We start from the raw sequence: 23,790 nt of genomic DNA on the forward strand, positions 1-23,790 counted from the left end.
GAATAAGACCGGCCTCAATTTGGCCGGTCTTTTATAATCACTAATCTAAAAGAAGGTGCTGATTAATCTCATACATCAAAAAAGACCGTTCCAAAGAACAGTCTTTTCATATCTTACCTAATCAGAAATTAGCTCATTGGCCAAAGTCCTTCATAAAATGAGTTTCCATAACTAATGCTTTCTGCACTTACCACAAAACTGATCAGCATATTATTGCTGTCCAAAGCATCAAAGTCTACTTCGTGCTGGATCACATATCCGTTTTCCCATTTTAAAGAGATCAGCGTCCCTTCTTCATGAGACTTATTGAAATTGATCTCCCCACTGGTAGGTTTATATTTGCTGTTGAGTAAGCTCTCCAGAACATCAGACTTTTCCGTTGCCTCGATGGTTACTTTAATAAGTGCATTGGATGGATCAGATGCTACACGTCCTGAAACATCTGTCGCTCTTGAAACACTGTAATTAAGCTTCAAAAGTTTTTGACCTTCACCTCCATTGAATTTTAAGATTCCTCTTGAATTTCCTGCCATATTCTTAAATTATAATATCATTAACGATCGTTCCTTATAGGATCAATAGGACAAAGATAAAGCTCATGGTCTGAATTAAAAAGTTTTCAGCATACAGTTTTATAAATTGTAGTATTTCTACGACTCTTTTGTTCCTGGCTCAGTACGTAAGGCTACAACCCTCATCGTACTCTCATAAAGAAAAAAAGTGATCGTGCTTGTAGAGGTAAGAGACGATCATGATGGCTAGGTTAACGCCTGCCAAAATCATTAGAAAAGCAGTATACTTTCTCTTTTTATCAATACAACTCAGGACGAGAATAAAAAAAAAGAGCAATACGGTGTACACTGCCGGATACCTATGAAAAGCTTCCGAAAATTTCCCTTCAAAAACTAAAACAACAGCCCGCTGAGCGCCGCATCCCAGGCATTCCACTCCCAAGAATTTCTTACTTGGACAGGTGAGCATAAAGTCTTCGGTATCCATAACAAAAAATTAAGATTTATTTCAGGAAGAGATCTTTGCTCTTGTATACTGGTGCGGAAAAAAACAGTCTTCATCTGTTTCAAAGGATCCCTGCACTGCCATATACGGATTTCTCAGAATTTCCCTTGCAATAAAGATCAGGTCTGCCTCTCCATTTTGTAGAATTTCTTCAGCCTGCCTGACTTCAGTAATCAGACCTACAGCACCTGTGCGCACAGAGGCCTCATTTTTTACCTGTGAAGAGAAAGGCACCTGATAGCCATTAAAAACCGGAATTTTTGCCCCATGAATATTTCCTCCGCTTGATACATCAACAAGGTCTACAGCATGGTCTTTCAAGATTCTGGCCAGCGCTACACTGCTCTCAATATCCCAGCCGTTTTCAGCATATTCTGTTCCGGAAATCCTTACAAAAAGTGCTGTATTTTCATTTAATTCTTCATTCACTGCATCTACAATTTCAATGAGAAAACGGATTCTGTTCTCAAAGCTGCCTCCATATTCATCGGTTCTGATATTGGAAAGGGGAGAAAGAAACTGATGAATCAGATATCCATGTGCACCATGGATTTCAATAACGTCAAACCCTGCTTTTACGGCTCGTATGGCTGCTTTTTTGAAGTCCTGAACGAGTTCTTTTATCTCACCGATGCTCAATGCATGAGGAATTCTTTCTGAAGGATGATATGGAATAGAGCTTGGAGCAATGGTTTCCCATCCTTCTTCTATGGAAATCTGAAGGTTATTCCAGGTAGAGCCTTTTCTGCCTGCATGAGCCAGCTGAATCCCTATCTTACTTTCTGAGTTCTGATGAACAAATTCTACAATCTTCTGCAGTTTTTCTGCCTGCTCATCATTCCAGATACCCATGCAGTGATTGGTAATTCTTCCTCTTGGCTCTACGCCTGTAGCTTCAACAACAATGAGACCGGTACCGCCCTGCGCTCTGCTGCCATAGTGTACGAAATGGAAATCATTAGCCATTCCGTTATCACAGGAATACATACACATAGGCGACATGACCCATCTGTTTTTCAACTCTACATTTCTGAATTTTATCGGGGTGTATAACATGTTTGGTTTATAAAAAAATTGAACTTTATTCGGGGAGAATAAAATGTTGCCCACTTCATTAAAAAGAACTACTTTTACCCCCCTTTTTTAGTCTACAATATATGAAAAAAGACGTACAGATCAGTTACGAGTATTTTAAAAATAGCAATGAGCTGAGCGACATTGAAAATACATTATTCGAGAGGGCCAAAGAGGCCCGTGAAAATGCGTATGCACCATATTCCCAGTTTCTGGTGGGGTGCTCGGTATTACTGGAAAACGGAGAAATCTACTCCGGAAACAATCAGGAAAATGCAGCTTTTCCGTCGGGACTTTGTGCGGAACGAACAACTCTTTTCTGGGTAGCCGCCAATTTTCCGGATGTGAAAATAAAAAAGATCTTTGTGGTTGGAGGCCCTAAAGAGTTTCATGAAAAAAATCCACCGATCCCACCTTGTGGAGCTTGCCGTCAAAGTCTGATAGAATATGAAACCAAGCAGAATGAAAATATTGACCTTTACTTTTCAAGCATGAATGAGGAGGTCATCAAGGTACATGCAGTGAAAGACCTGCTGCCTTTTTATTTTGATTCAACGTTTTTGTAAATGCTGTACTGCCAAAGCATATTATGTCTCATGGCCGTACAATGTATATTCAGCTTACGGATTTGTAAATAGCTATTGTTAAAAAACCTGTAGAAAATCTACAGGTTTTTATATTGGATTCGCCTTGGCTTTACCTTTTTGTGGGTATCAATCACACATGGTCTGTGAGAAAATTCAGGTTTGTAAACTCTTACTGCTCCGGCTCAATCTCTTCTTCATCATCTTCATACTGCTCCAGATAGTATGTGAAACTGAAGTCTTCGACCTCTTCTTCTGCATCTTCCAAAGTGGTCAGAAGATCTTCAAAAATTTCAAGCTGGTCAACGGTCATATTGACGAACTCAATGTGAAGAGGCATCTCCAGATCTCCTGTAATGGTATCGTAAAGAGCATCAAGATTGTCCCCGAAATGGTCAGGAAGCTGAATCTTTTCTTTTAACTGACCGTAAAAGTCTTCATAGTCACCTATGTCTGTAAAATCTATATATATTGTCTTCATATCGAACTAAATTTCCAATTTTTGTTAATTAAAAAAGTTTTGCATTTTGTGCAGAAGTCAGTCTCTTCGTTGGTAGGGTTTTTACCTTCTGCGTTTCTCATAAAGCACATTTTTTCCGGGCAATGTGGCAGCCCCTGTGTATGTCCGAGCTCATGAATGGCTATTTTAAAGAACTGCTCACCCGTATTCTCTTTACTGAGCCTGAATTGTGATGCTACACAAGCTTTTCCGGGCCTGTATCCCAATCCCATGATCCCATAATCTTTGACTTTCCCTTTGGCTGCACTGATATCTTTCGAAGTTAATCCAATCGTAACATATTCTTCTTTTGTTCTTTCGCTCAAAAACTTTATAATGGAGTCTGCCCGATATCGGTTCCTTGGCTTATAGTAAGCGTTTTCGGGAAAATCTACAGCATCAAGGATTTTTACCTTTGGATACACTTTTTTAATTCCTTCAGCCACTTTTTCTACTTGTTCAGGATGTATATCTCTGAATGGCTGGATCAGTATGGTTATTGCAGGCTTCACTCCCTTCTTTACGGGTTGACTTTTTTCTGAACACGATAACACCAGAAAGAAAACTGATGAAAGATAAAAAATATTTCTAATTTTTAAAGTGCTTGTCATATTAGACTGTGCTGTCTTTACATTTTTAAAGATTGCTACTTCGCCGGCGGCTCCCCTCAGTGATATTACTGCTTTTGGAAGCTTTTATAATGGTTTTTCGTCAGATAAACATCTCCATTATTCGTGTAGATAATGCGGTCTGCATTTCTGCTGCCACAACGGTAATTTACATCGGCTTCAAAATACTTTTCTCCATCCGGCAGTCTTTTCTCCCTGTTTCCAAACTTGTCACCACCAATTGCTTTTCCCGGAAGCACATCGCAAAGATTTCCTTTTGCAGGATTCCATCCCTGTTTTCTGGCTTCATTTTTTGTAATGTAGTAATCCGGGAGCCTGCGGTTTTGCTTCACATAGCTGATCACTGTTCTTTCTTCTGTCAGTTGATCTATGGCAGTCTGTGAGGGTTCTTTTCCTGCATTATACTGATCTTCGGCAGAAGGACTCCCATATTGTACGGCTTCTGTTTTCGTATGGGCCGGCTCTTTTTTATCCTCGATAAAATTCTTGTAGAGGTACATCACAGACATTCCGAAGAGAAGTCCCAGGCACATAAAGAGTACAGCTCTTATTTTAGTGTTCATAACAATGATTTAATAATGTAATAATGCATCCGTGTAACAATTTTTGGTAAACTTCTGTTACTTTACGGATGGTACATTCGTCTTAGTTTCTCCATTCTTCAGGAATATCACAGATAGGGATAGGCTCCATTTTATGCTTTGCAGCTTTATGCATTCTGTCAAAGATCAGGAATACTTCTTTGTCTCGTCCTTCGTAATCTTCGGCAGTTTTGGTTCCGTATTCTTTCTGGATTTTTTCAAGTTCAGGATAGGTAGCACCAATCTGCTGTTCATCTGTTCTGTCTACATCCCAAAGTCCGTCGGTAGGGATCGCTTCCTGAATACTTTTGACCAGATTAAGCCCTTTGGCAAGGGTATAAACTTCGGTTTTATAAAGGTCTGCAATGGGAGAAACATCTACTCCGCCATCTCCATATTTTGTATAAAATCCGATTCCGAAATCTTCAACTTTATTTCCGGTTCCGCATACCAAAAGCCCGTTCAGTTGTCCGTAATAATAGAGAGTAAGCATTCTCAAACGGGATCTCGTGTTGGCAAAAGCCAGTTTTTCGTTAGGATAAAGGTCATCCTTCACATCAAAGGTTTTGTACAGTTCTTCAAAAGCAGGTGTCAGATCCACTGACATACTTTCTACATTCGGGAATCTTGATTTCAGATCTTCCATATGATCCTTTGCACGGTCTACCTGGTCAGCTTTCTGGCGGATAGGCATTTCGATCAGTAAGGTTTTGAGCTCGGTCATTGCAGCGAGGGTAGACACCACTCCGGAATCTACACCACCGGAAACTCCGATTACATATCCGTTTACTCTGGCTTTTGTTGCATAGTCTTTCAGCCAGTTTACTATATGATCTATCACTTTTTGTGTCTGCATTGTTTATATTTTTAGTCTATTCCAAATTCTTTAGGGTATCGTACGATCCCATGTACATTTTTTAATCCGTCTTTTACCAGCTCGATGGCCATTCCGTTTTCTTCGGGGATTTCGAACGGAAAAGAAATCCCAAAATTACTGGTTTTTTCGTAACCGAAGCGTGGATAATAATTTTCATGTCCCAGAAGTATCACAGATTCGTATCCCAATTCTTTTGCAATATGATGTCCCTGAAGAATAAGCCTGGCTCCAACGCCTTTATTTTGATATTCAGGCTTTACTGAAACCGGTGCGAGTGCAAGCGATGGAAAAGACTGACCTCCTCCTTCAACTGTTATTTTTGTAAATAAAATATGGCCGGCAATTTCGCCGTTGTCATCTTCGGCTACCAGTGACAATTCAGGAATAAAAGCTTCAGACTTCCTTAGTTTTTCTACAAGAAAATGCTCCTGATGATCACTATGTTCCATCTGTCTGAAAGCTTCCTCTATAAGATCGAAAACTTTTCCATGATCTTCTTCCTCTTCTTTTCTAATTTTCAGCATTATTATTTATGTATTTTTCCCGGTTCAGCTCATACCAAAAACAAGGTACACCGGAGTCATCAAACGCTCCTGTATTCTGAAAGCCTAGTTTTGTAAGAATATAATTGGATCCGGTATTTCCGGCATCAGCATAGGCATAAATCTTATCCGCCTTCAGATCGTTGAAGCCATAGTCAAGTGAAGCTTTCGCAGCTTCCATGCCGTAACCCTTCCCCCAGAATTCAGGTATAAAACGATACCCCAGATCTAAAGTATTAATGTGCCCGTTGATGGGCTGGGTTAACAATTTCAGTCCGCTCCACCCTATCATCAGACCGCTTTCTTTTTCAATCACGGCCAGCCTTCCCACTCCATTTTCCTTATACTGTTTCTGAATCATTCTGACTGCATCTTTTGATTCCTGTAGTGTAGCCACTGGAGTTCCCAGATATTTCATGACTTCAGGATCAGAATCCATCATAAACATCCGTTCAGAATCGGAATCTTCCAACGGTCTTAAAATTAATCTTTGTGTTTCTATTGTCATCGTATTGGGTTTAATTTTCCATTTAACAAACTATCACTCGGGCATTCATTCCCTTTTTTTGCTGCTTGTTTCATTTAATTTCTAAGTTACAATTCAATGTTTTCAACGTATTTAAAAATAACGTTAATTGGTCAATTCCTGAAGCTGCTCACGCGGATCACCATAAATATTTTTATTTGCATCATGAATTGTGCATTTAATCCTTATTTTTGTGAACTTAAATTTCACGTAAAAATAATGAAGATTTTCAGATATATAGCGCTTTCTTCTATTTTAGTTACCGGACTGGCTGCCTGTAAAAAAGAACCTGACAACCCATGGAAGATAGAAGTAAAAGACACCGCCGAAAAGGTTAATATCACAGATATTTCCAAAGATTTCTACAATCCTTCACTTCCGCTTGATCAGTTTAAAGCCAAGTTTCCGTGGTTCCAGGGAACGGTTTCGGATGAAGACTTTGGGAAAAGAAGAACGGATGCAGAAGAAATAAAGATCTATAAGGAGGCCATTGGAAAAATAAATCAGGCTACCCTGCAGAAGGAGCTTCAGAATCTGTTTTCACACCTTAAACATTATTTTCCCCAGTTTAAAACCCCTACAGTATATCTTTTTTCATCAGCTTTACAGATGATTCAGGATCCTATCTTTTATGATCAGAAGGGAAATCTCCTTTTTATCGATGTGACAGGTTTTATGGGTGATGGGAATCCTAACTATAAAGGACTGGAACTATACTTTCAAAAATCGATGAATCCTCAGAATATTGTTCCCAAGGTTTCACAACTTTTTGCTGAAGGTATTGTCACAGAGTCTCCGGATCACCAGAAATTCATTGACCAGATCATCCTTAACGGTAAGGTGATGATCCTTCAGGATGCCTTTCTTCCGGATTACCCGGATTACCTAAAAATAAACTACACCCAAAAACAGTATGACTGGGCAAAAGCCAATGAAGCCAATATCTGGAACTACTTTGTAGAAAGCAATCTGATATTCGGAGATGATCCACGATTAGGTGAGCGTTTTATCTCCCCGGGACCTTTCTCAAAATTTTATACCGAGATTGATAATGAGTCTTCTCCACAAATTGGAATTTTTACCGGATGGCAGATCTGTAAATCGTATCTGAAAGAAAAACCGGAAACAAAGCTTACAGAATTCCTGAAAATGGATGCTACAGCAATTTTTAATCAGTCAGGTTATAAACCCCGTACTGAGAAATAACTACTTCTTACTACCTATAACAGACCTTTTGTACCAACAGAAGGTCTTTTTATTTTTAGAGGACAACATCCTGCTTCCGTCACCTAATATTCCGGGCCAATATGCGGTATCCTGATGCCGAAAGAATTTTTTTTTATGATACTGCTTTTTTCAATGAAGATAATTTCGTAGAAATTTTAGATACGGTCAAGAAGTATTAACTTTGCTGAAAAATTTTAGATTGATATGAGAAAAACTCAGATTACGATAGATGTAGAGTTGGATGAAAACCACATTCCTGAATATATCACCTGGAATGCACAGGATGGAGGTATTGAAAAGGAAGAAACGAAGGCAACCATGATTTCTGTATGGGATGATAAGGCTATGGAAGCATTAAGAATAGACCTTTGGACCAAGGAGATGCCAGTGGATCAGATGAAGATGTTTATTCACCAAATCTTACTTTCTTTAGGAAATACTTACCATAGAGCTACAGGAGAAGAGGATGTGGCCCAGTGGATGGAAGAAATTGCAGAAGAGTTTGCAGTAAAATCGGCGATAAAATAAAAACATTTGAGAATAAAGGTCATTTGAGAATTTGAAAATAAAAGGACTACAATTTGTACCACAATAAAAATTAATTTTCAAATTACCCTATTCTAAAATTATCAAAATTATATAAATATGAATTTTAATACAAAAGTAATTCACGGAGGGCAGCACCATGAGTCTGCAACAGGTTCTGTAAATGTACCTGTATTTCTAACCTCTACATTTGCACAAAAAAGCCCGGGTGTACATTCCGGATACGAATATTCAAGAGCAGCAAATCCTACAAGACAGGCATTGGAGGATTCTCTTGCAAGTATTGAAAACGGAGCCCGAGGCCTGGCCTTCGGATCCGGCCTTGCAGCAATCGACTGTGTTTTGAAACTGTTGAATCCAGGAGATGAAGTTATTGCAGTAGACGACCTTTACGGAGGTACGTACAGAATGTTCACCAGACTTTTTGAAAAATATCAGCTGAAGTTTACATTCGTTAATTTTGATGACGTATCAAAAATAGCTGATGTCATTACTGATAAAACCAAACTGATCTGGGTAGAAACACCAACCAATCCCCTGATGAAGCTGGTAGATATCAAAGCGGTAGTAGATATTGCTAAAGGAAAAGATATCTTAGTAGCTGTAGACAATACTTTTGCTACGCCTTACATTCAACGACCGATTGATTTAGGTGCTGACATTGTGATGCATTCTGCGACGAAATATTTAGGAGGACATTCTGATGTTATTGCCGGAGCTCTTATTGCTAAAGATGCAGAATTGGGAGAAAAACTCCACTTTATACAATTTGCAAGCGGTGGTATATTAGGTCCTCACGATTCGTACCTAGTATTGAGAGGAGTCAAAACACTGGCATTAAGAATGCAAAGACATTCCGACAACGGATTAGCCGTAGCAAAATATCTCGAAACACATCCTGCAGTAGACAAAGTCATTTATCCTGGTCTGGAATCGCATCCACAGTATGAACTGGCAAAATCTCAAATGAAGGAATCGGGAGGAATGGTTTCATTTACCTTTAAATCCGGAAAGAAAGAAGATGCAGTGAAGTTTTTGGAGAAGGTGAGAGTATTCACCTTAGCAGAATCTTTAGGAGGTGTTGAATCACTGGCCAATCACCCTGCCTTGATGACGCATGCCTCTATTCCGGCAGAAAAACGAGCTGAGTTGGGAATCACTGATGACCTCGTTCGTTTGAGCGTTGGAATTGAAGATGCTGAAGATCTGATTGCAGATTTGGAGAAAGCTTTTTCTTAACCATACCATACACTAAAAATGAGGAGGATTAGTATCCTTCTCATTTTATTATAACCACCAAATAATTATGAAAAACTCAAGAAAAGCAGTTACTGCTGATCTCCCTCAGCTGGCAGAATTATTCGACCAGTACCGGATATTTTACCACAAATCATCTGATATTCCTGCGGCAAAAACTTTCCTTCAGGAAAGACTTGATAATAAAGATTCAGAGATTTTTGTTATTGATGAAAACGGTAAGCTAACAGGATTTGTACAGCTTTATCCTATATTCTCATCAACAAGAATGCAGCGATACTGGTTGCTGAATGATCTTTACGTCAATGAAAATCATAGGGGAAAAGGCTTTTCTAAAGAACTTATTGAAGAAGCTAAAGAACTTTGCCGGACATCAAAAGCCTGCGGCATCCTCCTGGAAACCGGGAAAGGAAATGATATAGGAAATCAACTTTATCCATCATGCGGCTTTGAACTTTATGATTCTGTGAACTTTTATGAGTGGACCAATTCATAATCCATCGCAAGTATCATCTTATCAATATTCCAATTTATAACACAACATTATACTATGACCGATTTTCAAAAATATATTCAACGGTATCTGGACCAGATTCCTTCAGGGGATTGGTTGGGTGAATTAAAAAAATCAGGTGAAAAAACAATAGGAATTTATTCTAATCTCACCGAAGAACAATCAAAATTTGCTTATGCCGAAGGAAAATGGACTTTGAAAGGCCTTCTATTACACCTTTCAGACACCGAAAGAGTTTTTCAATACAGAATATTAGCCTTTGCAAGAGGAGATCAAAATAATCTACCAGGATTTGATGAAAATGAATATGCTGACAGATCCTTTGCCAATGAAAGAGCTTTAGCCTCTCTACTGGAAGAATATAGAACTGTACGAAAGTCCTCAGAGATACTCCTGGAAAATCTCGCCCCATCGGTACTACAAAATACAGGTATAGCCAGCGGCAATGAGCTTTCTGTAGAAACCATCGGAAAACTGATTGTCGGCCACAACTACCATCATCTGGCTATTATTGAGGAAAGATATTTATCTAAGTTGGGATGGATGTAGGAAAAAGCAAAACATCATTAAATGGGCTGAAGCCCATTTAATTGAAAATACGATCAGGTGTATATAAATATTAATAGGAACGGGCTTCAGCCTGCTCTTTCATGTACATCCAGCCTAATTTCTAATGAGATCACTAAAAAGATTAAAGATTACTGAAAGCATTGAGTCTAAAAAACTGGTTTTTGAAGAAGAGACATTTGATAAATTTGATACGATTACCATCTATTTTGGCTTTTCGGTAATGGCTGGCATTACCCTACTTGTATTAAAAGATATAGAACGCTCTCTTAATAATGCTTTGGAATTTTCAATTCTTATATGCTTGTTTATCTTTAGTGGATATGTTTTGTACTGTAAATTCACAGAGAAGTATTTAAAAGAAATCCCGTTTACTATTTCTAAAGAAGAAGCAAAAAAGAGGATCATTGAGTACGGGAAAAGGCATCATTATAAAATTTCAAAGGTTTCCGCCAATCTGATTTTCCTTAATGAGCCAAGTGACATTTATAGTCTTGGGAAAGAATGTGAACAGACTACCATAGTATTTTTTAAAAACAATGCTATTCTTTATACCCTAATTAAAGAAGGGCAAAGGTCAAATTTTACCGTATTAGTTTCTCAACATTTAACAAGAAGGGATTTCAAAAAATTATTGCACCCTCAATATACTGAACCAATAAAACGGGAAACTTACTTTAATTCTTTTTTTCATGGATTATAGTTTGTATAGGTTTTGGGCTAAAGCTAAATGCGAATGGCTTTTATTAAATGGGCTGAAGCCTATTTCTATTGAAAATACGATCAGGTGTATATAAATATCAATAGGAACGGGCTTCAGCCCGTTCTTGCATATGCAACCAGCCACGGCTTTAGCCAAAACATGAAGATCAAGAAAGATGATTTAAAAGGATATATAAAAAAGACAATATCCAGTTCAAAAATTATGTTGTAAATTTTTTATTTTATAAGGTTTATATTCCTTGTAAGTTTTGGCTAAAGCCATCCAATGGTTGTTATTCCCGTAATGGGCTAAAGCCCATTTCTATCGAATAAAATCTTATATTCAGATGCTTAATGTGCTTAGCTAAATTTAACAAAAAAACATTATTTTTGATAAAAACACACAAATGTCCTTTATCAAAATTTACATTCACCTTGTATTCTCCACAAAAAACAGGAACCCTTTTCTTAATACACTGGATCTAAGAATAAAAGTATGGAAACATATGAAAGAATATGCTACCGAAAAAGAAATTTTCTTAGAGATGGTTAATGGATATTCTGACCACTGTCATTGTTTAATTTCATTAGGATCTAATCAGGACATAGAAAAAATCGCGCAGTTACTAAAAGGAGAATCATCTTACTGGATCAATAAGAATAAACTTACTAAAGAAAAATTTTCCTGGCAGGATAAATATTTTGCGGTTTCAGTTTCTGAGTCGATGGTAGATCAGGTGAGAAATTATATTAAAAATCAGGAAAAACACCATCAGAAGAAAAGCTTTACTGAAGAATATGCGGAATTCATTGAAAAATTTAATTTTAAGAATAGGTACTGGTTAAAGCCCAATGAATGAAATTTGTCCATTAATTTGGATAATGCCCATTTCTATTGAAAATACAATCAGGTGTACAAAAATATCAATAGGAACGGGCTTCAGCCCATTCTTGCATATGCATCCAGCCACGGCTTTAGCCAAAACATGAAGATCAAGAAAGATGATTAAAAAGGATATATAAAAAAGACAATATCCAGTTCAAAAATTATATTGTAAATTTTTCATTATATAAGATTTATATTTCTTGTAAGTTTTGGCTAAAGCCATCCGATGGTTTTTATTCCCGTAATGGGCTGAAGCCCATTTCTATTGAATAAAATCAAAACTTTTCTATAAGAAGCTTATTTGGTTTGTTTTTTTGTAAGTTTGGCTATGCCGGTCAGGGGTTCATACTTCTGTAAATAAAGTGAAGCTAATTTCTATTGGATACAATAATAAATGATCTATAACATCAATAGGAACGGGCTTCAGCCCGTTTTCTCATAAAAAGATTCCATTGGCTTTAGCCGAAACCTAAAAAACAAACCTTTATATGATTTATTGCTCCATTTTTTGTCTGAAATTCATATAATCTTTACCTTTATAAACTGTTTTGAATTCAATACATTTATGGAACACATTATCGAAGTATTAAAATCCGGCGGAACAATCCTTTACCCTACTGATACCATTTGGGGGATTGGTTGTGATGCGACCAACATAGAAGCTGTCAACAAAATTTTTGACATCAAAAAGCGCGAAAAAAACAAATCCATGATTATCCTTGTGGAATCTGAGAAAAGACTTCAGGATCTGGTGGATGTCCCGGAAATGGCTTGGGAAATTATTGACCTTAGTGAAAAACCGGTCACTATTGTTTATGAAAATCCAAGAGGCCTTCCTAAAGAGCTCCTTGCTGAAGATGGAAGTATAGGAATCCGGCTTGTAAAAACCGATTTCTGTAAAAAACTGATTACAAAACTGAACAAGCCTTTGGTATCTACCTCTGCCAACTTCAGTGGTGAGAAAAGTCCGCTGAAATTCTCCAATATCTCTGAGGAGATGATCAGCCTTGTAGATTATGCAGTGGAAGAAGACCGAGATAAAGTTTCAAAATATTCAGGATCTTCAGTGATTAAAATATGGAATGATAACAGAATTAAAGTTCTCCGGGAATAAGACAAGCAGTGACCATCACTGCTTTTTTATTCGTAAACAGGATGGGCAAAGCTACACAATCAGGTCTGACCATTAAAAAATGTCAGGGGAAGGCTGCCTGTAAAGTTATAAGGAAATACATCTATAGCATTCCGTTATTTTGGGTATGATGTATCCATCAGCGGGATTTCTTTTTTTTAATTTCTATCTTTGCAAAACTTCAGCTCATAAAAATACATGCAATGAATCATCAAAACTTTGCTCAAATGTGGGTAGACGTCTGGAATTCTCATGATTTGGAAGATATACTCGCTCATTATTCGGACGACATTGAGATTACCACTCCCATGATCGCTCTGGCTACAGGAGGAAAGAAAACCTCATTACAAGGAAAAGGGGCGGTACGTGAATATTGGAAAAAGGCACTGGATATTTATCCGGATTTGCATTTTGATCTGATCCATTCAACGGCGGGTGTAGATTCTGTAGCAGTATTTTATAAGTCGATTATGGATAAACATGCTGTTGAGGTCATGTTTTTTGATGAAGAAGGGAAAATCAGTAGAATGTATGCTCATTATGATTGACGAGAACATGGTAGAAATTGACACTATTATTAACGATGAAAATTAATCTTAACCAAAATAAAAATTTAAAACTCTTTAAAATAATTTCTGAAGCGGCAGAAAGAAATAACCAGTCTGTATATATTGTAGGCGGTTATGTACGGGATTTGCTGATGAAAAGAAAGGCTTCCACGGATATTGACTTCGTCACCGAACAAAGTGGTATTGAGCTGGCCCAGAGTGTCGCCCAGGATTTAGATCCTAAATTAAAAGTTTCTGTTTTTAAAACGTATGGAACCGCCATGATCAAGTATAAAGATCTTGAGCTGGAATTTGTAGGTGCCAGAAAAGAAAGCTATACCGAAAACAGCAGAAAACCTGAAGTAGAGGGTGGAACCCTGGAAGATGATCAGAAGAGAAGAGATTTTACCATCAATGCGATGGCGATCTCTCTGAACAAAGATAACTTCGGAGAACTGATTGATCCATTCAATGGAGTTGAAGATCTGAATCACGAAGTTTTAAGAACTCCATTGGAACCGGCACAGACCTATTCTGATGATCCGTTGAGAATGATGAGGGCGGTACGTTTTGCTTCAACATTGCATTTCACGATAGAAGAGAATTCTCTGAATGCCATTCAACAGGAGGCGGAAAGAATCAAAATTGTCTCTATGGAGAGGATTATGGTAGAGTTCAATAAAATTATGCTATCAGAAAAGCCTTCCGTGGGATTAAAACTGATGGAACAAACCGGACTTTTAAAACTTATTATCCCTGAGCTCATTGAATTGAAGGGAGTGGAAGAAGTAGAAGGTCAGACTCACAAGGATAACTTTTATCACACTTTGGAAGTGGTGGACAATATATGCTTAAATACAGATAATCTTTGGCTGCGCTGGTCGGCATTGCTGCATGATATTGGAAAAGCACCAACTAAAAAATTCGTTGAAGGAACCGGATGGACATTTCATGGCCATGAATTTTTAGGCTCAAAAATGGTAAAGTCCCTTTTTCAAAGACTGAAGCTGCCATTAGGAACCGATATGAAGTATGTTCAGAAAATGGTTAAACTGTCTTCCCGACCGATTGCCTTAATTACGGATGATGCTTCAGATTCTGCACTGAGAAGACTTTTATTTGACGCCGGTGAAGATCTTGAAGATCTTTTTACGCTTTGCAAGGCAGATATTACCACCAAAAATTCTAAAAAACAGGAGAAGTTCAAAAAGAATTTTGAATATGTGGCGGTAAAGATCAGGGAAGTGGAAGATAAAGATCAGGTGAGAAATTTTCAGCCTCCCATTACCGGTGAGGAAATTATGAAAATGTTTAATCTTACACCCGGTCGTGAGATTGGGATTTTAAAGGAAAAGGTAAAAGAGGCGATCCTTGAGGGAGAAATTCCTAACGAAAAGGAGGAAGCCACAAAATTTGTCATTGCGGAAGCTGAAAAGCTGGGATTAACGATATGATGACAAGCGATAAAGCAAACCCGGCGGGATTTCATCCCGCCGGGTTTTTTATGCGTTTTAAGGTATAAAACAAAGCCGGCCGGTTTCTTCGAAACCGGCCGGAAAAAAACACAAATGATGAAAAAAAATAAAATTTATGTTGTACCCTTTGGGGGCATCAATTTTTAGTTTTTATAGAAACCGTTGGTTCCGATTCCTGCAGTAAATGTTTTCAGCAGATTACCGCCCGCAGTGTCATATACATATACTTTGCTGTCTGTTGTGAAGCTGGTCTCGGAAACAAAGATTCGTCCATCGATCACATTGAACCCATATGGATCACCAAATGCTGTAAGAAGGGCATCCGCCGGAACAGTGGTAGATCCCATACTCATTTTATAAATCCCTTTAGCAGCTGTCAGGAAATAGAAGGTATCATTATCAGCTCTCAATTTCTGGGCTTTGGAAATTCCTGTAAGCGTAGTAGTGGTATAAGTTCCTGCTGCAGAATTAATCTTATAGATATAGGAATTCGTATCATCAGATGCCAGAACATAAGCAAATCCTTTATAAGAAATCAGATCTCTGATAATCCCGACAGCTGGAAGGACGATAGGCTGTTGCGGTGTATTGGTGGACGGCTTTATCACAGTGATCGTGTATCCTGTTGCTGCTTCAGCATAAGTAGGTGCAACATAGGTTATCCCATCTGTCTGTACAATAATATTCCCTTCAGCTTCTACGATTTTTTCAGCATAGCGCGGAAAGTTGACACTGGTTACAAAAGAATTGTTGGCAATACTGTACACATTCACCTTTCTTACGTTGGGAACAGTGGTAAAGTTATTGTTTGTTACATAATATTTATCTCCTGAAAACGCAATATATCTTGCATTATCAAGATTGGCCGTTACCGTTGTTTCTTTTTTGAAAGTAGTACGGTTGACGATATCGATCTTATTAGGAACATTGGAAACCAGATAAGCACGGTCTCCGTTCAGACCTATACTCTGAAGCACCTTTCCTAATTCTTCCTTATTGGTGTTGGTATAAATGTTATTATACCCAAAGGCAAGGGTATTGCTTAAAAAGGATACTTCTGCTGTAGGCGTGGAGAAACCTCCTTCGTTAGAGATAAGAATTCCTTTTTCATAGCTCGTCGGCAAAACCGTCTCCGTACCTAGATCTATATCATTGCTACAAGAAACATTGAAAAGAAACATCGATACTAATGCAATTGGTAAAATTTTTCTGATATTCATATGCAATTAATTTTATTTTAAAAGTTGATATTTAAATTGATACTATAATTTCTCCCAGGTAACGGATAATAACGCATCGTATAATAAACTTGGTTAAAAATATTATTTATTTTTAAACCAACGGTATAATTCTTTAGAAAGGTTAGCCCTGCTCCTGCATTCATTACGAAATACGGATCCAAAGCACTGTTTTGGGTTTCTTCCGAGTCAGTATAGGTAAGACCGTTGAATATACCCTGTACATACACCCGTAGAAATTCGTACCCGTAATCAATGCCGCCCACAAATTTATGAAAAGGTACATACATCAGCTGTTTCCGAGTATCAAGATCTGTAGATTTCGTGTAAGAATATCCCAGATTTGTTTTGAGAAGGTGATTTCCCAATCTTTTTTGATAATCAAGCTGAGCCTCTACACCATAGGATTGTACTTTATTGGTATTGAACGCTCCATAATACCCTGAAGATGTGGGAAGCCATCTGATCATATCCCTTATATTCATATAATAAGGAGTCACTGAAAGTTTTACACCTTTGATGTTAAATTGATTTCTCAGCTCTGCCTGGTATGAGGTTTCCGGTTTCAACTCTTTATTTCCTCCGGGCTTCCAGTACAGGTCATTAAATGATGGTGCCCTGAAATTTTTGGAGATGCTCAATCCCGCCGTATACCAGTCAGCAGCATTCCATTTTCCTGAAAAAGAAAATAAAAAAGGTGAGCTTATGTCTTCCACAAAGTCTTTTTTAACGCCCGCCTCAAAACGCAGATCCTTCGTTGCAAAGTACCGCAGCAATCCGGCAACAGAACCGGCATTCCTCCGGATATCCCCTATTCCTGAAGTTCCCGCTCCATCTCCTTTGTTCAACTGATATTCAGCAATGATATTAACATTCCATGAGGGAGTAAAGAAATAATTGAAATCATTTTTTACAATATAATTTTTTCCCCTTCCACCACTGGTCTCCGGGCCGTTAACCTGAGCATAGTACTGAAAATTCTCTTCTGTATAAGCCGCTTTGAATGAATTGCTGAAATGGCTTTTATTCCAATCCCATGAGATCAGGCTTCTTATATTCTGGGTTTCATATTGAGTTCCCTGTTCTGAAGTAAAAAATACAGGATAATGTTGTTTTCCATTAAAAAACTCAGAGGTCCATGAAATCTGGTGATGGGGAGCTACCTTATACGCTGCAGCAATACTAACATTGGTGTTGCTATATCTACCGTTCTGATTACTATATTTTCTTCCTTCCTTCGTTTCTACCTCATAATCGTTCTCACTGGTAGAATGACTACCGGAAGCTTTAAAGCTGAATATATCATTACTATAGGAACCTTTAAGCAGGTTGTTGTATGTATTGAAAGAAGCGGCTTCGGAAAATAAGGAACCGTGAAAACCCTTATTAAAATCAAGATTGTTATTCAGGTGTATGCTTCCGCCTATTGCTCCGCTTCCATAGACCACACTTCCACCGCCCGCTTTAATACCAATCTGATCATATCCTGATAAAGCAATATTATTAATATCTCCCTGTCCCAAAAAAGCGGAGTTGATGTTAATTCCGTTCCAGACAAAGGCCGTCTGTTGGGCCGTAGTTCCGCGAAAAGAAGGTGAAGAAACAGCTCCGCGACCATTCTCTTTAATATAAACAGGGGACTGAAACCTCAGAAGTTCTGAAAGGTTGGTAGAATTTTTCACAGCATCTTCTGCTGAGATCGTTTTCACAGGATGAAAAAGCTTCACCTTGTTCATCTGGCTATCGAAGATGTAAACGGTATCAACCGCTTTCTCCTGTCCCGAAAGAAAGCAGCCATAAGACGATAAAAGCAGTACTAAAGATCTTTTTATATTCATACCTTTTTACTTTTCCACCGAAAGCAATATGTTTGTTTTTAGATTATAATTCCGGCAGGTCTCCTGACTTTCGCTTTCTGCACCTTCCCGTGGATACAGTGGTTTATTACAGAAACTTGTGTGCGATTTACAGTTGCGGGGACAGTCCGGGATTTACACCCGGTTCCCTTTTCATTCCAGCAGGCTGGAAACCAAAATTTTTGCAAAGATAGCTTTTTAAACGGACAAAAGATGAATGCCCTACCACATATATGCTCTTTCTATACCGGGACACAAGCCGCAGGAGGATACAGCATAAAAAAGCTGCCTTCTTTTTTGGAGGCAGCTCTATATAAATTATTTTTTTCACAAAATTATTTTCCTATTACTTCTGTAATCGGATTCCCAACACTTCCGCTAGGGAACTGAATTTTCAGTAAAGAAGAAACAGTGGGGGCTATATCAGTCATATGATAGGCCTTATTGCTTTCTCCGTGCTGAATTCCCCAACCCATAAAGATTAAAGGAATATGCGAATCATAGGAATTCCACACACTATGCGTAGTTCCGGTTTTAGAATATGGAGGAAGCATAGAGTCGTGGGAAATCAGCTGAATATCGCCACTTCTCTGTCTGTTGATCCCGTTGATAATTCTCTGCTTAATCGGCTCCGGAATAGAGGATTCCTGAACTTTATCTACAGACACGGCATACAGCACTGTTGGATCTTTTTCAAGCTCTTTTACGGTGAAGTTTCTCACATCATCCAGCTCAAGCTTACTGTCTGCCAGTACCTTTCTGTCAAAATAGATCTGATAGTTATCCACTGCATTGATCAGCTTTTCAGCTCCGAATTTCTCCTTCAGCTTTTCATTGATATTCTTTTGAGTTCCTTCGCCGAAGAATCCTGTTGTGATTTTATGTTCTTTCAAGAATCCTACAGAATGGGCACCACCATGGTCAGCAGAAAGGAAAACAGTATACTGCCCCTTCCCTACTTTGGAATCAAGATAGTTGAAAAATGTAGCTAAATCCTGGTCCAGTCTGATATAAACATCTTCTACTTCGATAGAATTCGGCCCGAATTTATGCCCTGCATAATCGGTAGAAGCCAGGTTAATCGCCAAGAAGTCTGTAATTTGGTCTCCACCCAGTTTTTCACCTTCTACAGAAGCTTCTGCCATTTTCAAGGTCAGTGTATTTCCGAAAGGTGTATAACGGATATTGTCTTTTTTAGTTTGATAATCCTGCGCTAAATTGCTGTAAGGAAAAGTGGGTGTTTTGGCACTTCCCAGTAATCCTTCCCACGAAGAATTATCCGGCGAGCTTTCCGTATACTGGTTGATAGGAAGCAGAGTATTCCACCCATTGGCAACCAGTTTTTCCGGTAAATTCTGAGCGTTGAATGATTTTACCCATTGCGGAAGATCATTCATATACCAGGTACTGGTGATAAAGTTCCCGGTACTGTCATCAAACCAGAAAGCTCCGTTTGGCGTATGACCTGCAGGAAGAATAGAAGCACGGTCTTTCAGGGACACCCCGATTACTTTCCCTTGGAAATTGGTTGCCAGTCTCAATTCATCAGTGACTGTCGTAGACCAAAGATTTTTTGGCGAATGGCTTCCCGTTCTGGTATTGGTGGTCCCTACCGGCTTAACGCTGTCGTCAGCGGTACAGTAAACATCCTTACCTGTCTCTTTATCCGTCCAGTCGTTTCCGGCAATTCCGTGGATCGCGGGTACGGATCCTGTGTAAATACAGGTATGTCCCAGGGCCGTAATGGTGGGAACATAAGGAATGTGAACATTGTTTAAAGAATATCCAGTATTCAAAAGTCTTTTGAAACCGTCATTTCCATATTTATTATAAAAACGATAAAGGTAATCCCAACGCATCTGATCTACGACCAGACCTACAACTAATTTTGGTCTTTCAAGCTGGGTGTTTTTGTTCTTCTGTGCATTGATTGTAACTACGGACAAGAAAGTAGCTGCCGCAATTGAAATATTCCTAAGCATCCAAGTAAAATTTTATTGACCACAAATTTAAGGGTTTTGAAAGTTTTGGAGTATGAAATTTCATTTAATTTTGATTATTATGCAATTCATCAAGAATCCGGACTCATGCTGATCTTTAAAATTTCCAGAAAATATATATTCTTGCCTGACGCTTTTTTCTACGAGTGCGGTTCTGATGACAGATAAATATTATTTTATTTTAAATCCATACATTTAATTCCAAATTATCAATTATTATGATCTCGTGGAAGCCTCTACCAAAATCCAATGACCTAACACCTCCCTATGGAAATAAGAAAACTGCATAAACTGACCACTGACCCGGGTTTAAAATGGGGACATAACGGCTATACAACAGACAAGATCTATTCAATATCCTCCATTGAATCGGCAGAAATCTTTGAGTTTATTTTAAAAGAAAAAACATACCCTTATACCAAAACCTGGGAAACAACCCCTGATGAGTTTGACGATCTCAATGCTGTCATTGAACAAGGAAATTCATTTGGTGCCTATGTGAATGGAGAATTGACCGGATGGATTATTTGCGAACATAGAACATGGAATAACAGTTTTTATATTGAAAACATCCTGATCGACGAAAAACACAGGAGAGAGGGCATCGGGATCTTGCTGATAAAAAGTGCCGTTAAGGAAGCAAGGCAATTAAACTGCCGCGTTATTGAACTGGAAACCCAGAATACCAATTATCCGGCTATTCAGTTTTACAGGAGAATGGGATTTAATCTCACAGGATTCAATACCAGATTATATGAAAATCCTGAAGAAACGGCCCTTTTCATGACTTTAGATCTTGATTGAGGTCAACCCACCCTAAAGATCAAAAGCTAAAGCCCACAACTGAAGAAAAAACTTCCAGCTGTTATTTTTCATTTTTTACCTTTGGAGTTACAGCCAGGCTTTCATTTCCGGAATTGCTTACCGCCTGTATGGCAAAGAAATAATTATCTTTGGAGTAAGGCAGCTTTATCCTATTTTTTGTGGTAAAAAACTTCTTTTGCCACGTGGAAACATCTGTATCACGCATCAGAACGTAATAACCAGTTATATTTTCCCTAAATTTCGGTTTTTCCCAGGTAAGGGTTGTAAAATTGGTAAGCTGGTCCACCTCAATGCGCACCTCTTCCGGTTTCGCAGGTGCTTTGGCCAGATTCGCCAGTACAGCAATATTCACCCCCACATTTTTTTTGAAATACTCAAAATCCATAAACTCTGGTAAGTCACCATACTGTACTCCTTTTTCTTTACGTATATCCTGATGCTGGTGGTCATAATTTTCATTAAACTCTGTAAGTCTTACTGCCGGAAATCCTGCTTCAACAAATGGGGTATGGTCTCCTCCTCTTAAAAACCGGTCATTCCTGTAGATCATTTTCACCTGAAAATTATCAATATACCGTTCTCCGGTTTCTTTAATGTACCGCGCCAGCTGTCTGGCATCACCATCATTTTCCAGCCCCATTGCACGAATACTGCGGGCATTCTTATCCAATTGATAATAGGGTAAACCTTCAGAGAAAACTCTCAGCTGATGGGTATTGGTCAGATTTGTTTCACTGGTGAGATGATTTCCGATCATGTCATTGTTCAGGAGCGCTTCAATTTGCCAGCCTTCATTTTTCGCTTTTTCTGCCAGCATTTTCGAACCCAAAAGTCCCTGTTCTTCGCCTGAAAATGCCACCAAAACTATAGTCCCTGGAAATTTTGACCGGCTTAAAATCCTTGCACTTTCAATGAGACCGGCAATTCCGCTTCCGTCATCGTTTGCTCCGGGAGCATTATCGTTAAAATTCATCACATTACTTACCCTTGAATCCAGATGACCACTCATCATAAACATCCTTTTATCTTGGGCATTGGTACCGTGGATAATGGCAATAACATTTCCCAAATCGGTAGGTCTGTCAATTCTCTTTCCATCCGGCTGAATAACATGTTTTTGTATAAAAGCCTCCATTCTCCCGTTCGCATTTTTTGCATAATCGCTGAATTTCTTAAGGACCCAGTTTCTTGCTGCTCCAATGCCTCTTTCAGGATCCGTCGTGGAACTCATCGTATGCCTCGTCCCAAAACTTACCAGCTTATGGATATGAGATTTCAGGGAGTCTGCATGCACCTGAGAAATATAATTTACAATTTCGGTATCCTGGTTAACGGTTTGCTGTGCGTGCCATGCGGCTGGAATGAAGAATAGAGTGAGGATTAATTTTTTCATAACGTAATTAAGGTCATGTATGCAATTTACTGATAATAATAACATCATAAACAAACCTTTTTTGCAAAAAAATGCCCATCTTTGAAATACTTTTTCCTGGTCTGGAAAAGCTTGTCTAACCATCAACATTCAGAATGGAACAACTGTTACAATATATCAATTCCCTTACCTCCGTTTCCGATACAAGCTGGGCTTTGCTTCAGCCTGCACTTACCCAAAAAACATACAGAAAAAACGAACTGATGCTGCAGGAAGGTAAAATTTGCAACTCTTTATTTTATATCGATAAAGGATTCTGCAAAAGCTATTATGAAATAGAGGGAGTGATAAAAAATACCGGTTTTTTCTTTGAAAATGAAATTACGACCAATCTCAGCAGTTTTGGGACCGGAGAACCCTCAGCGTTCAACATCGTGGCCTGTGAGGAAGTACATGCCGTTCTTTTTGATAAAGAAAGGTTATTTGATATTGCCCGAAAAGTTCATGAAATAGAAGCATTAGGGCGTCACTGCATCAGAAAGTTTGCCCTAAAGCAGGAAGAGTTTTCCAATCTTTTCAAACTATATTCCGCCCGGGAGAGACTGGAATACCTGGAAACTCAATATCCTGAAATGATACAACGGGTCCCGTTAACCCAGCTTGCCTCATTCCTTGGAGTAGCAAGGGAAACATTAAGCAGAATAAGAAAACGCAGAGTGACCCCATCATCACAGACCTCTTTACACCCAAATAAAAATAGATGAAAACATTAATCTGGAAGGGAATATATGATGAGTCCCTTGAATATTTCAATATTAAAAAGGATGATCAAAGGTATATTGCAGAATCCGAGATCACAGGCCGCTCTAAAGATAAGATCTATAGGGTACGCTATAATATCGTCATTGATGAAAACTGGACGGTTGCGGAATTTTCAATTGAATCTGAAATCAATGGAGTGAAAGAGCAGCTGGCAGGGAAAAAACAGGACGAAGAATGGATAATAAACGGTACCCTCCATCAGGAATTTAACGGTTTTCAATATATTGACATTTCCGTGACACCTTTTACGAATACGTTGCCCATAAATCATCTAAAACTGACTGAAAACCGTCCACAGAAAATTAACGTTATTTATATTGATGTTCTGCACCATCATTTTAAACCCGCTGTGCAACGCTATACCTGTTTAGCAACCGGCACCTATCTTTATGAAAATGTGGAAACCGATTTTAAATCCGAAATTTTAGTGGATGACATCGGACTCGTGATCAGTTACCCAGGATTGTTTGAAAGGATTGCAGAATTATAAAAGA

The 23,790-nt window shown here is 38.5% G+C and carries 27 protein-coding genes and 1 riboswitch; of the genes, 14 read left to right on the forward strand and 13 right to left on the reverse strand.

The window, feature by feature from the left end:
- Positions 1 to 128: 128 nt before the first annotated feature.
- The 3 genes from tssD to namA form a co-directional block, all read right to left on the reverse strand.
- A complete protein-coding gene (gene tssD, locus DRF67_RS03180) occupies positions 129 to 533 on the reverse strand; it encodes a type VI secretion system tube protein TssD (RefSeq protein ID WP_115926590.1) in 405 nt (134 codons plus the stop codon).
- Between the two features lie 172 nt (positions 534 to 705).
- On the reverse strand, positions 706 to 999 hold the full coding sequence (locus DRF67_RS03185; RefSeq protein ID WP_115926592.1) for a DUF2752 domain-containing protein: 294 nt from the start codon (positions 997 to 999) through the stop codon (positions 706 to 708).
- 21 nt (positions 1,000 to 1,020) lie between these two features.
- Positions 1,021 to 2,073, reverse strand: a complete 1,053-nt coding sequence (namA, locus tag DRF67_RS03190; RefSeq protein ID WP_115926594.1) for an NADPH dehydrogenase NamA — start codon at positions 2,071 to 2,073, stop codon at positions 1,021 to 1,023.
- A 101-nt stretch (positions 2,074 to 2,174) separates the two neighbouring features.
- On the opposite strand from namA, the gene DRF67_RS03195 reads away from it, so the two are divergent.
- Positions 2,175 to 2,657, forward strand: a complete 483-nt coding sequence (locus DRF67_RS03195) for a cytidine deaminase (RefSeq protein ID WP_115926596.1) — start codon at positions 2,175 to 2,177, stop codon at positions 2,655 to 2,657.
- Positions 2,658 to 2,847: 190 nt separating this feature from the next.
- On the opposite strand, the gene DRF67_RS03200 is transcribed toward DRF67_RS03195, so the two are convergent.
- The 6 genes from DRF67_RS03200 to DRF67_RS03225 form a co-directional block, all read right to left on the reverse strand.
- Positions 2,848 to 3,156, reverse strand: coding sequence for a barstar family protein (locus tag DRF67_RS03200; protein ID WP_115926598.1), 309 nt, complete (start codon positions 3,154 to 3,156; stop codon positions 2,848 to 2,850).
- Complete coding sequence (locus tag DRF67_RS03205; protein WP_228435721.1) at positions 3,153 to 3,686, reverse strand: matrixin family metalloprotease; 534 nt, start codon at positions 3,684 to 3,686, stop codon at positions 3,153 to 3,155. The genes DRF67_RS03200 and DRF67_RS03205 overlap by 4 nt, the downstream gene beginning before the upstream one ends.
- A 164-nt stretch (positions 3,687 to 3,850) precedes the next feature.
- Positions 3,851 to 4,366, reverse strand: coding sequence for a ribonuclease domain-containing protein (locus DRF67_RS03210; RefSeq protein ID WP_228435722.1), 516 nt, complete (start codon positions 4,364 to 4,366; stop codon positions 3,851 to 3,853).
- An 82-nt stretch (positions 4,367 to 4,448) separates the two neighbouring features.
- On the reverse strand, positions 4,449 to 5,240 hold the full coding sequence (nadE, locus tag DRF67_RS03215; protein ID WP_115926604.1) for an NAD(+) synthase: 792 nt from the start codon (positions 5,238 to 5,240) through the stop codon (positions 4,449 to 4,451).
- Positions 5,241 to 5,251: 11 nt separating this feature from the next.
- Positions 5,252 to 5,785, reverse strand: coding sequence for a GNAT family N-acetyltransferase (locus tag DRF67_RS03220; RefSeq protein ID WP_115926606.1), 534 nt, complete (start codon positions 5,783 to 5,785; stop codon positions 5,252 to 5,254).
- A complete protein-coding gene (locus DRF67_RS03225) occupies positions 5,772 to 6,311 on the reverse strand; it encodes a GNAT family N-acetyltransferase (protein WP_115926608.1) in 540 nt (179 codons plus the stop codon). The genes DRF67_RS03220 and DRF67_RS03225 overlap by 14 nt, the downstream gene beginning before the upstream one ends.
- Before the next feature lie 237 nt (positions 6,312 to 6,548).
- On the opposite strand from DRF67_RS03225, the gene gldB reads away from it, so the two are divergent.
- From gldB to DRF67_RS03275, 10 genes are all read left to right on the forward strand, one after another.
- On the forward strand, positions 6,549 to 7,535 hold the full coding sequence (gldB, locus tag DRF67_RS03230; RefSeq protein ID WP_115927058.1) for a gliding motility lipoprotein GldB: 987 nt from the start codon (positions 6,549 to 6,551) through the stop codon (positions 7,533 to 7,535).
- A 225-nt stretch (positions 7,536 to 7,760) separates the two neighbouring features.
- Entirely contained in the window at positions 7,761 to 8,084 is a 324-nt protein-coding gene (gene gldC / locus DRF67_RS03235) for a gliding motility protein GldC (RefSeq protein WP_115926610.1), read from the forward strand.
- Between the two features lie 117 nt (positions 8,085 to 8,201).
- Complete coding sequence (locus DRF67_RS03240) at positions 8,202 to 9,341, forward strand: cystathionine gamma-synthase (protein WP_115926612.1); 1,140 nt, start codon at positions 8,202 to 8,204, stop codon at positions 9,339 to 9,341.
- A 67-nt stretch (positions 9,342 to 9,408) separates the two neighbouring features.
- Complete coding sequence (locus DRF67_RS03245; RefSeq protein WP_115926614.1) at positions 9,409 to 9,855, forward strand: GNAT family N-acetyltransferase; 447 nt, start codon at positions 9,409 to 9,411, stop codon at positions 9,853 to 9,855.
- Positions 9,856 to 9,909: 54 nt separating this feature from the next.
- Positions 9,910 to 10,422 carry a DinB family protein gene (locus DRF67_RS03250; RefSeq protein ID WP_115926616.1) on the forward strand — a complete coding sequence of 171 codons (513 nt, stop codon included), beginning with the start codon at positions 9,910 to 9,912 and terminating at the stop codon, positions 10,420 to 10,422.
- Positions 10,423 to 10,546: 124 nt separating this feature from the next.
- Positions 10,547 to 11,143, forward strand: coding sequence for a hypothetical protein (locus DRF67_RS03255; RefSeq protein WP_115926618.1), 597 nt, complete (start codon positions 10,547 to 10,549; stop codon positions 11,141 to 11,143).
- A gap of 406 nt (positions 11,144 to 11,549) precedes the next feature.
- The gene (gene tnpA / locus DRF67_RS03260; RefSeq protein ID WP_115926620.1) at positions 11,550 to 12,002 is read left to right on the forward strand and encodes an IS200/IS605 family transposase; all 453 of its coding nucleotides are present in this window, start codon (positions 11,550 to 11,552) and stop codon (positions 12,000 to 12,002) included.
- A 591-nt stretch (positions 12,003 to 12,593) separates the two neighbouring features.
- Positions 12,594 to 13,142: an L-threonylcarbamoyladenylate synthase gene (locus DRF67_RS03265; RefSeq protein ID WP_115926622.1), complete on the forward strand. Its 549-nt coding sequence runs from the start codon at positions 12,594 to 12,596 to the stop codon at positions 13,140 to 13,142.
- A gap of 221 nt (positions 13,143 to 13,363) precedes the next feature.
- Complete coding sequence (locus tag DRF67_RS03270; protein WP_115926624.1) at positions 13,364 to 13,708, forward strand: nuclear transport factor 2 family protein; 345 nt, start codon at positions 13,364 to 13,366, stop codon at positions 13,706 to 13,708.
- A gap of 35 nt (positions 13,709 to 13,743) precedes the next feature.
- Positions 13,744 to 15,162, forward strand: coding sequence for a CCA tRNA nucleotidyltransferase (locus DRF67_RS03275; RefSeq protein WP_115926626.1), 1,419 nt, complete (start codon positions 13,744 to 13,746; stop codon positions 15,160 to 15,162).
- Positions 15,163 to 15,326: 164 nt separating this feature from the next.
- On the opposite strand, the gene DRF67_RS03280 is transcribed toward DRF67_RS03275, so the two are convergent.
- From DRF67_RS03280 to pafA, 3 genes are all read right to left on the reverse strand, one after another.
- Positions 15,327 to 16,403, reverse strand: coding sequence for a DUF5074 domain-containing protein (locus tag DRF67_RS03280; protein ID WP_115926628.1), 1,077 nt, complete (start codon positions 16,401 to 16,403; stop codon positions 15,327 to 15,329).
- 17 nt (positions 16,404 to 16,420) lie between these two features.
- Positions 16,421 to 18,259: a TonB-dependent receptor plug domain-containing protein gene (locus DRF67_RS03285; protein ID WP_115926630.1), complete on the reverse strand. Its 1,839-nt coding sequence runs from the start codon at positions 18,257 to 18,259 to the stop codon at positions 16,421 to 16,423.
- Between the two features lie 36 nt (positions 18,260 to 18,295).
- Positions 18,296 to 18,470, reverse strand: a riboswitch (cobalamin riboswitch).
- 142 nt (positions 18,471 to 18,612) lie between these two features.
- Entirely contained in the window at positions 18,613 to 20,259 is a 1,647-nt protein-coding gene (gene pafA, locus DRF67_RS03290; RefSeq protein WP_115926632.1) for an alkaline phosphatase PafA, read from the reverse strand.
- Between the two features lie 285 nt (positions 20,260 to 20,544).
- Here pafA and DRF67_RS03295 point away from each other — a divergent pair, with 285 nt between their 5' ends.
- Positions 20,545 to 21,081: a GNAT family N-acetyltransferase gene (locus DRF67_RS03295; RefSeq protein ID WP_115926634.1), complete on the forward strand. Its 537-nt coding sequence runs from the start codon at positions 20,545 to 20,547 to the stop codon at positions 21,079 to 21,081.
- A gap of 61 nt (positions 21,082 to 21,142) precedes the next feature.
- Here the strand turns inward: DRF67_RS03295 and DRF67_RS03300 are convergent, their stop codons facing one another.
- A complete protein-coding gene (locus DRF67_RS03300) occupies positions 21,143 to 22,495 on the reverse strand; it encodes a M28 family metallopeptidase (RefSeq protein ID WP_115927060.1) in 1,353 nt (450 codons plus the stop codon).
- A gap of 134 nt (positions 22,496 to 22,629) precedes the next feature.
- Here DRF67_RS03300 and DRF67_RS03305 point away from each other — a divergent pair, with 134 nt between their 5' ends.
- Together DRF67_RS03305 and DRF67_RS03310 are read left to right on the forward strand one after the other, a co-directional pair.
- Positions 22,630 to 23,238, forward strand: a complete 609-nt coding sequence (locus DRF67_RS03305; RefSeq protein ID WP_115926636.1) for a Crp/Fnr family transcriptional regulator — start codon at positions 22,630 to 22,632, stop codon at positions 23,236 to 23,238.
- Complete coding sequence (locus DRF67_RS03310; RefSeq protein WP_115926638.1) at positions 23,235 to 23,786, forward strand: putative glycolipid-binding domain-containing protein; 552 nt, start codon at positions 23,235 to 23,237, stop codon at positions 23,784 to 23,786. The genes DRF67_RS03305 and DRF67_RS03310 overlap by 4 nt, the downstream gene beginning before the upstream one ends.
- The last annotated feature ends 4 nt before the right edge of the window (positions 23,787 to 23,790 follow it).

Source organism: Chryseobacterium pennipullorum (assembly GCF_003384725.1).
In the GTDB taxonomy this organism is placed as follows: domain Bacteria; phylum Bacteroidota; class Bacteroidia; order Flavobacteriales; family Weeksellaceae; genus Chryseobacterium; species Chryseobacterium pennipullorum.

Excerpts from the sequence above, each read along its gene's own strand:
- tssD (WP_115926590.1), bottom strand. The coding sequence starts at position 533 with ATGGCAGGAAATTCAAGAGGAATCTTAAAATTCAATGGAGGTGAAGGT.
- DRF67_RS03185 (WP_115926592.1), bottom strand. The coding sequence starts at position 999 with ATGGATACCGAAGACTTTATGCTCACCTGTCCAAGTAAGAAATTCTTG.
- namA (WP_115926594.1), bottom strand. The coding sequence starts at position 2,073 with ATGTTATACACCCCGATAAAATTCAGAAATGTAGAGTTGAAAAACAGA.
- DRF67_RS03195 (WP_115926596.1), top strand. The coding sequence starts at position 2,175 with ATGAAAAAAGACGTACAGATCAGTTACGAGTATTTTAAAAATAGCAAT.
- DRF67_RS03200 (WP_115926598.1), bottom strand. The coding sequence starts at position 3,156 with ATGAAGACAATATATATAGATTTTACAGACATAGGTGACTATGAAGAC.
- DRF67_RS03210 (WP_228435722.1), bottom strand. The coding sequence starts at position 4,366 with ATGAACACTAAAATAAGAGCTGTACTCTTTATGTGCCTGGGACTTCTC.
- nadE (WP_115926604.1), bottom strand. The coding sequence starts at position 5,240 with ATGCAGACACAAAAAGTGATAGATCATATAGTAAACTGGCTGAAAGAC.
- DRF67_RS03220 (WP_115926606.1), bottom strand. The coding sequence starts at position 5,785 with ATGCTGAAAATTAGAAAAGAAGAGGAAGAAGATCATGGAAAAGTTTTC.
- DRF67_RS03225 (WP_115926608.1), bottom strand. The coding sequence starts at position 6,311 with ATGACAATAGAAACACAAAGATTAATTTTAAGACCGTTGGAAGATTCC.
- gldB (WP_115927058.1), top strand. The coding sequence starts at position 6,549 with ATGAAGATTTTCAGATATATAGCGCTTTCTTCTATTTTAGTTACCGGA.
- gldC (WP_115926610.1), top strand. The coding sequence starts at position 7,761 with ATGAGAAAAACTCAGATTACGATAGATGTAGAGTTGGATGAAAACCAC.
- DRF67_RS03240 (WP_115926612.1), top strand. The coding sequence starts at position 8,202 with ATGAATTTTAATACAAAAGTAATTCACGGAGGGCAGCACCATGAGTCT.
- DRF67_RS03245 (WP_115926614.1), top strand. The coding sequence starts at position 9,409 with ATGAAAAACTCAAGAAAAGCAGTTACTGCTGATCTCCCTCAGCTGGCA.
- DRF67_RS03250 (WP_115926616.1), top strand. The coding sequence starts at position 9,910 with ATGACCGATTTTCAAAAATATATTCAACGGTATCTGGACCAGATTCCT.
- DRF67_RS03255 (WP_115926618.1), top strand. The coding sequence starts at position 10,547 with ATGAGATCACTAAAAAGATTAAAGATTACTGAAAGCATTGAGTCTAAA.
- tnpA (WP_115926620.1), top strand. The coding sequence starts at position 11,550 with ATGTCCTTTATCAAAATTTACATTCACCTTGTATTCTCCACAAAAAAC.
- DRF67_RS03265 (WP_115926622.1), top strand. The coding sequence starts at position 12,594 with ATGGAACACATTATCGAAGTATTAAAATCCGGCGGAACAATCCTTTAC.
- DRF67_RS03270 (WP_115926624.1), top strand. The coding sequence starts at position 13,364 with ATGAATCATCAAAACTTTGCTCAAATGTGGGTAGACGTCTGGAATTCT.
- DRF67_RS03275 (WP_115926626.1), top strand. The coding sequence starts at position 13,744 with ATGAAAATTAATCTTAACCAAAATAAAAATTTAAAACTCTTTAAAATA.
- DRF67_RS03280 (WP_115926628.1), bottom strand. The coding sequence starts at position 16,403 with ATGAATATCAGAAAAATTTTACCAATTGCATTAGTATCGATGTTTCTT.
- DRF67_RS03285 (WP_115926630.1), bottom strand. The coding sequence starts at position 18,259 with ATGAATATAAAAAGATCTTTAGTACTGCTTTTATCGTCTTATGGCTGC.
- pafA (WP_115926632.1), bottom strand. The coding sequence starts at position 20,259 with ATGCTTAGGAATATTTCAATTGCGGCAGCTACTTTCTTGTCCGTAGTT.
- DRF67_RS03295 (WP_115926634.1), top strand. The coding sequence starts at position 20,545 with ATGGAAATAAGAAAACTGCATAAACTGACCACTGACCCGGGTTTAAAA.
- DRF67_RS03300 (WP_115927060.1), bottom strand. The coding sequence starts at position 22,495 with ATGAAAAAATTAATCCTCACTCTATTCTTCATTCCAGCCGCATGGCAC.
- DRF67_RS03305 (WP_115926636.1), top strand. The coding sequence starts at position 22,630 with ATGGAACAACTGTTACAATATATCAATTCCCTTACCTCCGTTTCCGAT.
- DRF67_RS03310 (WP_115926638.1), top strand. The coding sequence starts at position 23,235 with ATGAAAACATTAATCTGGAAGGGAATATATGATGAGTCCCTTGAATAT.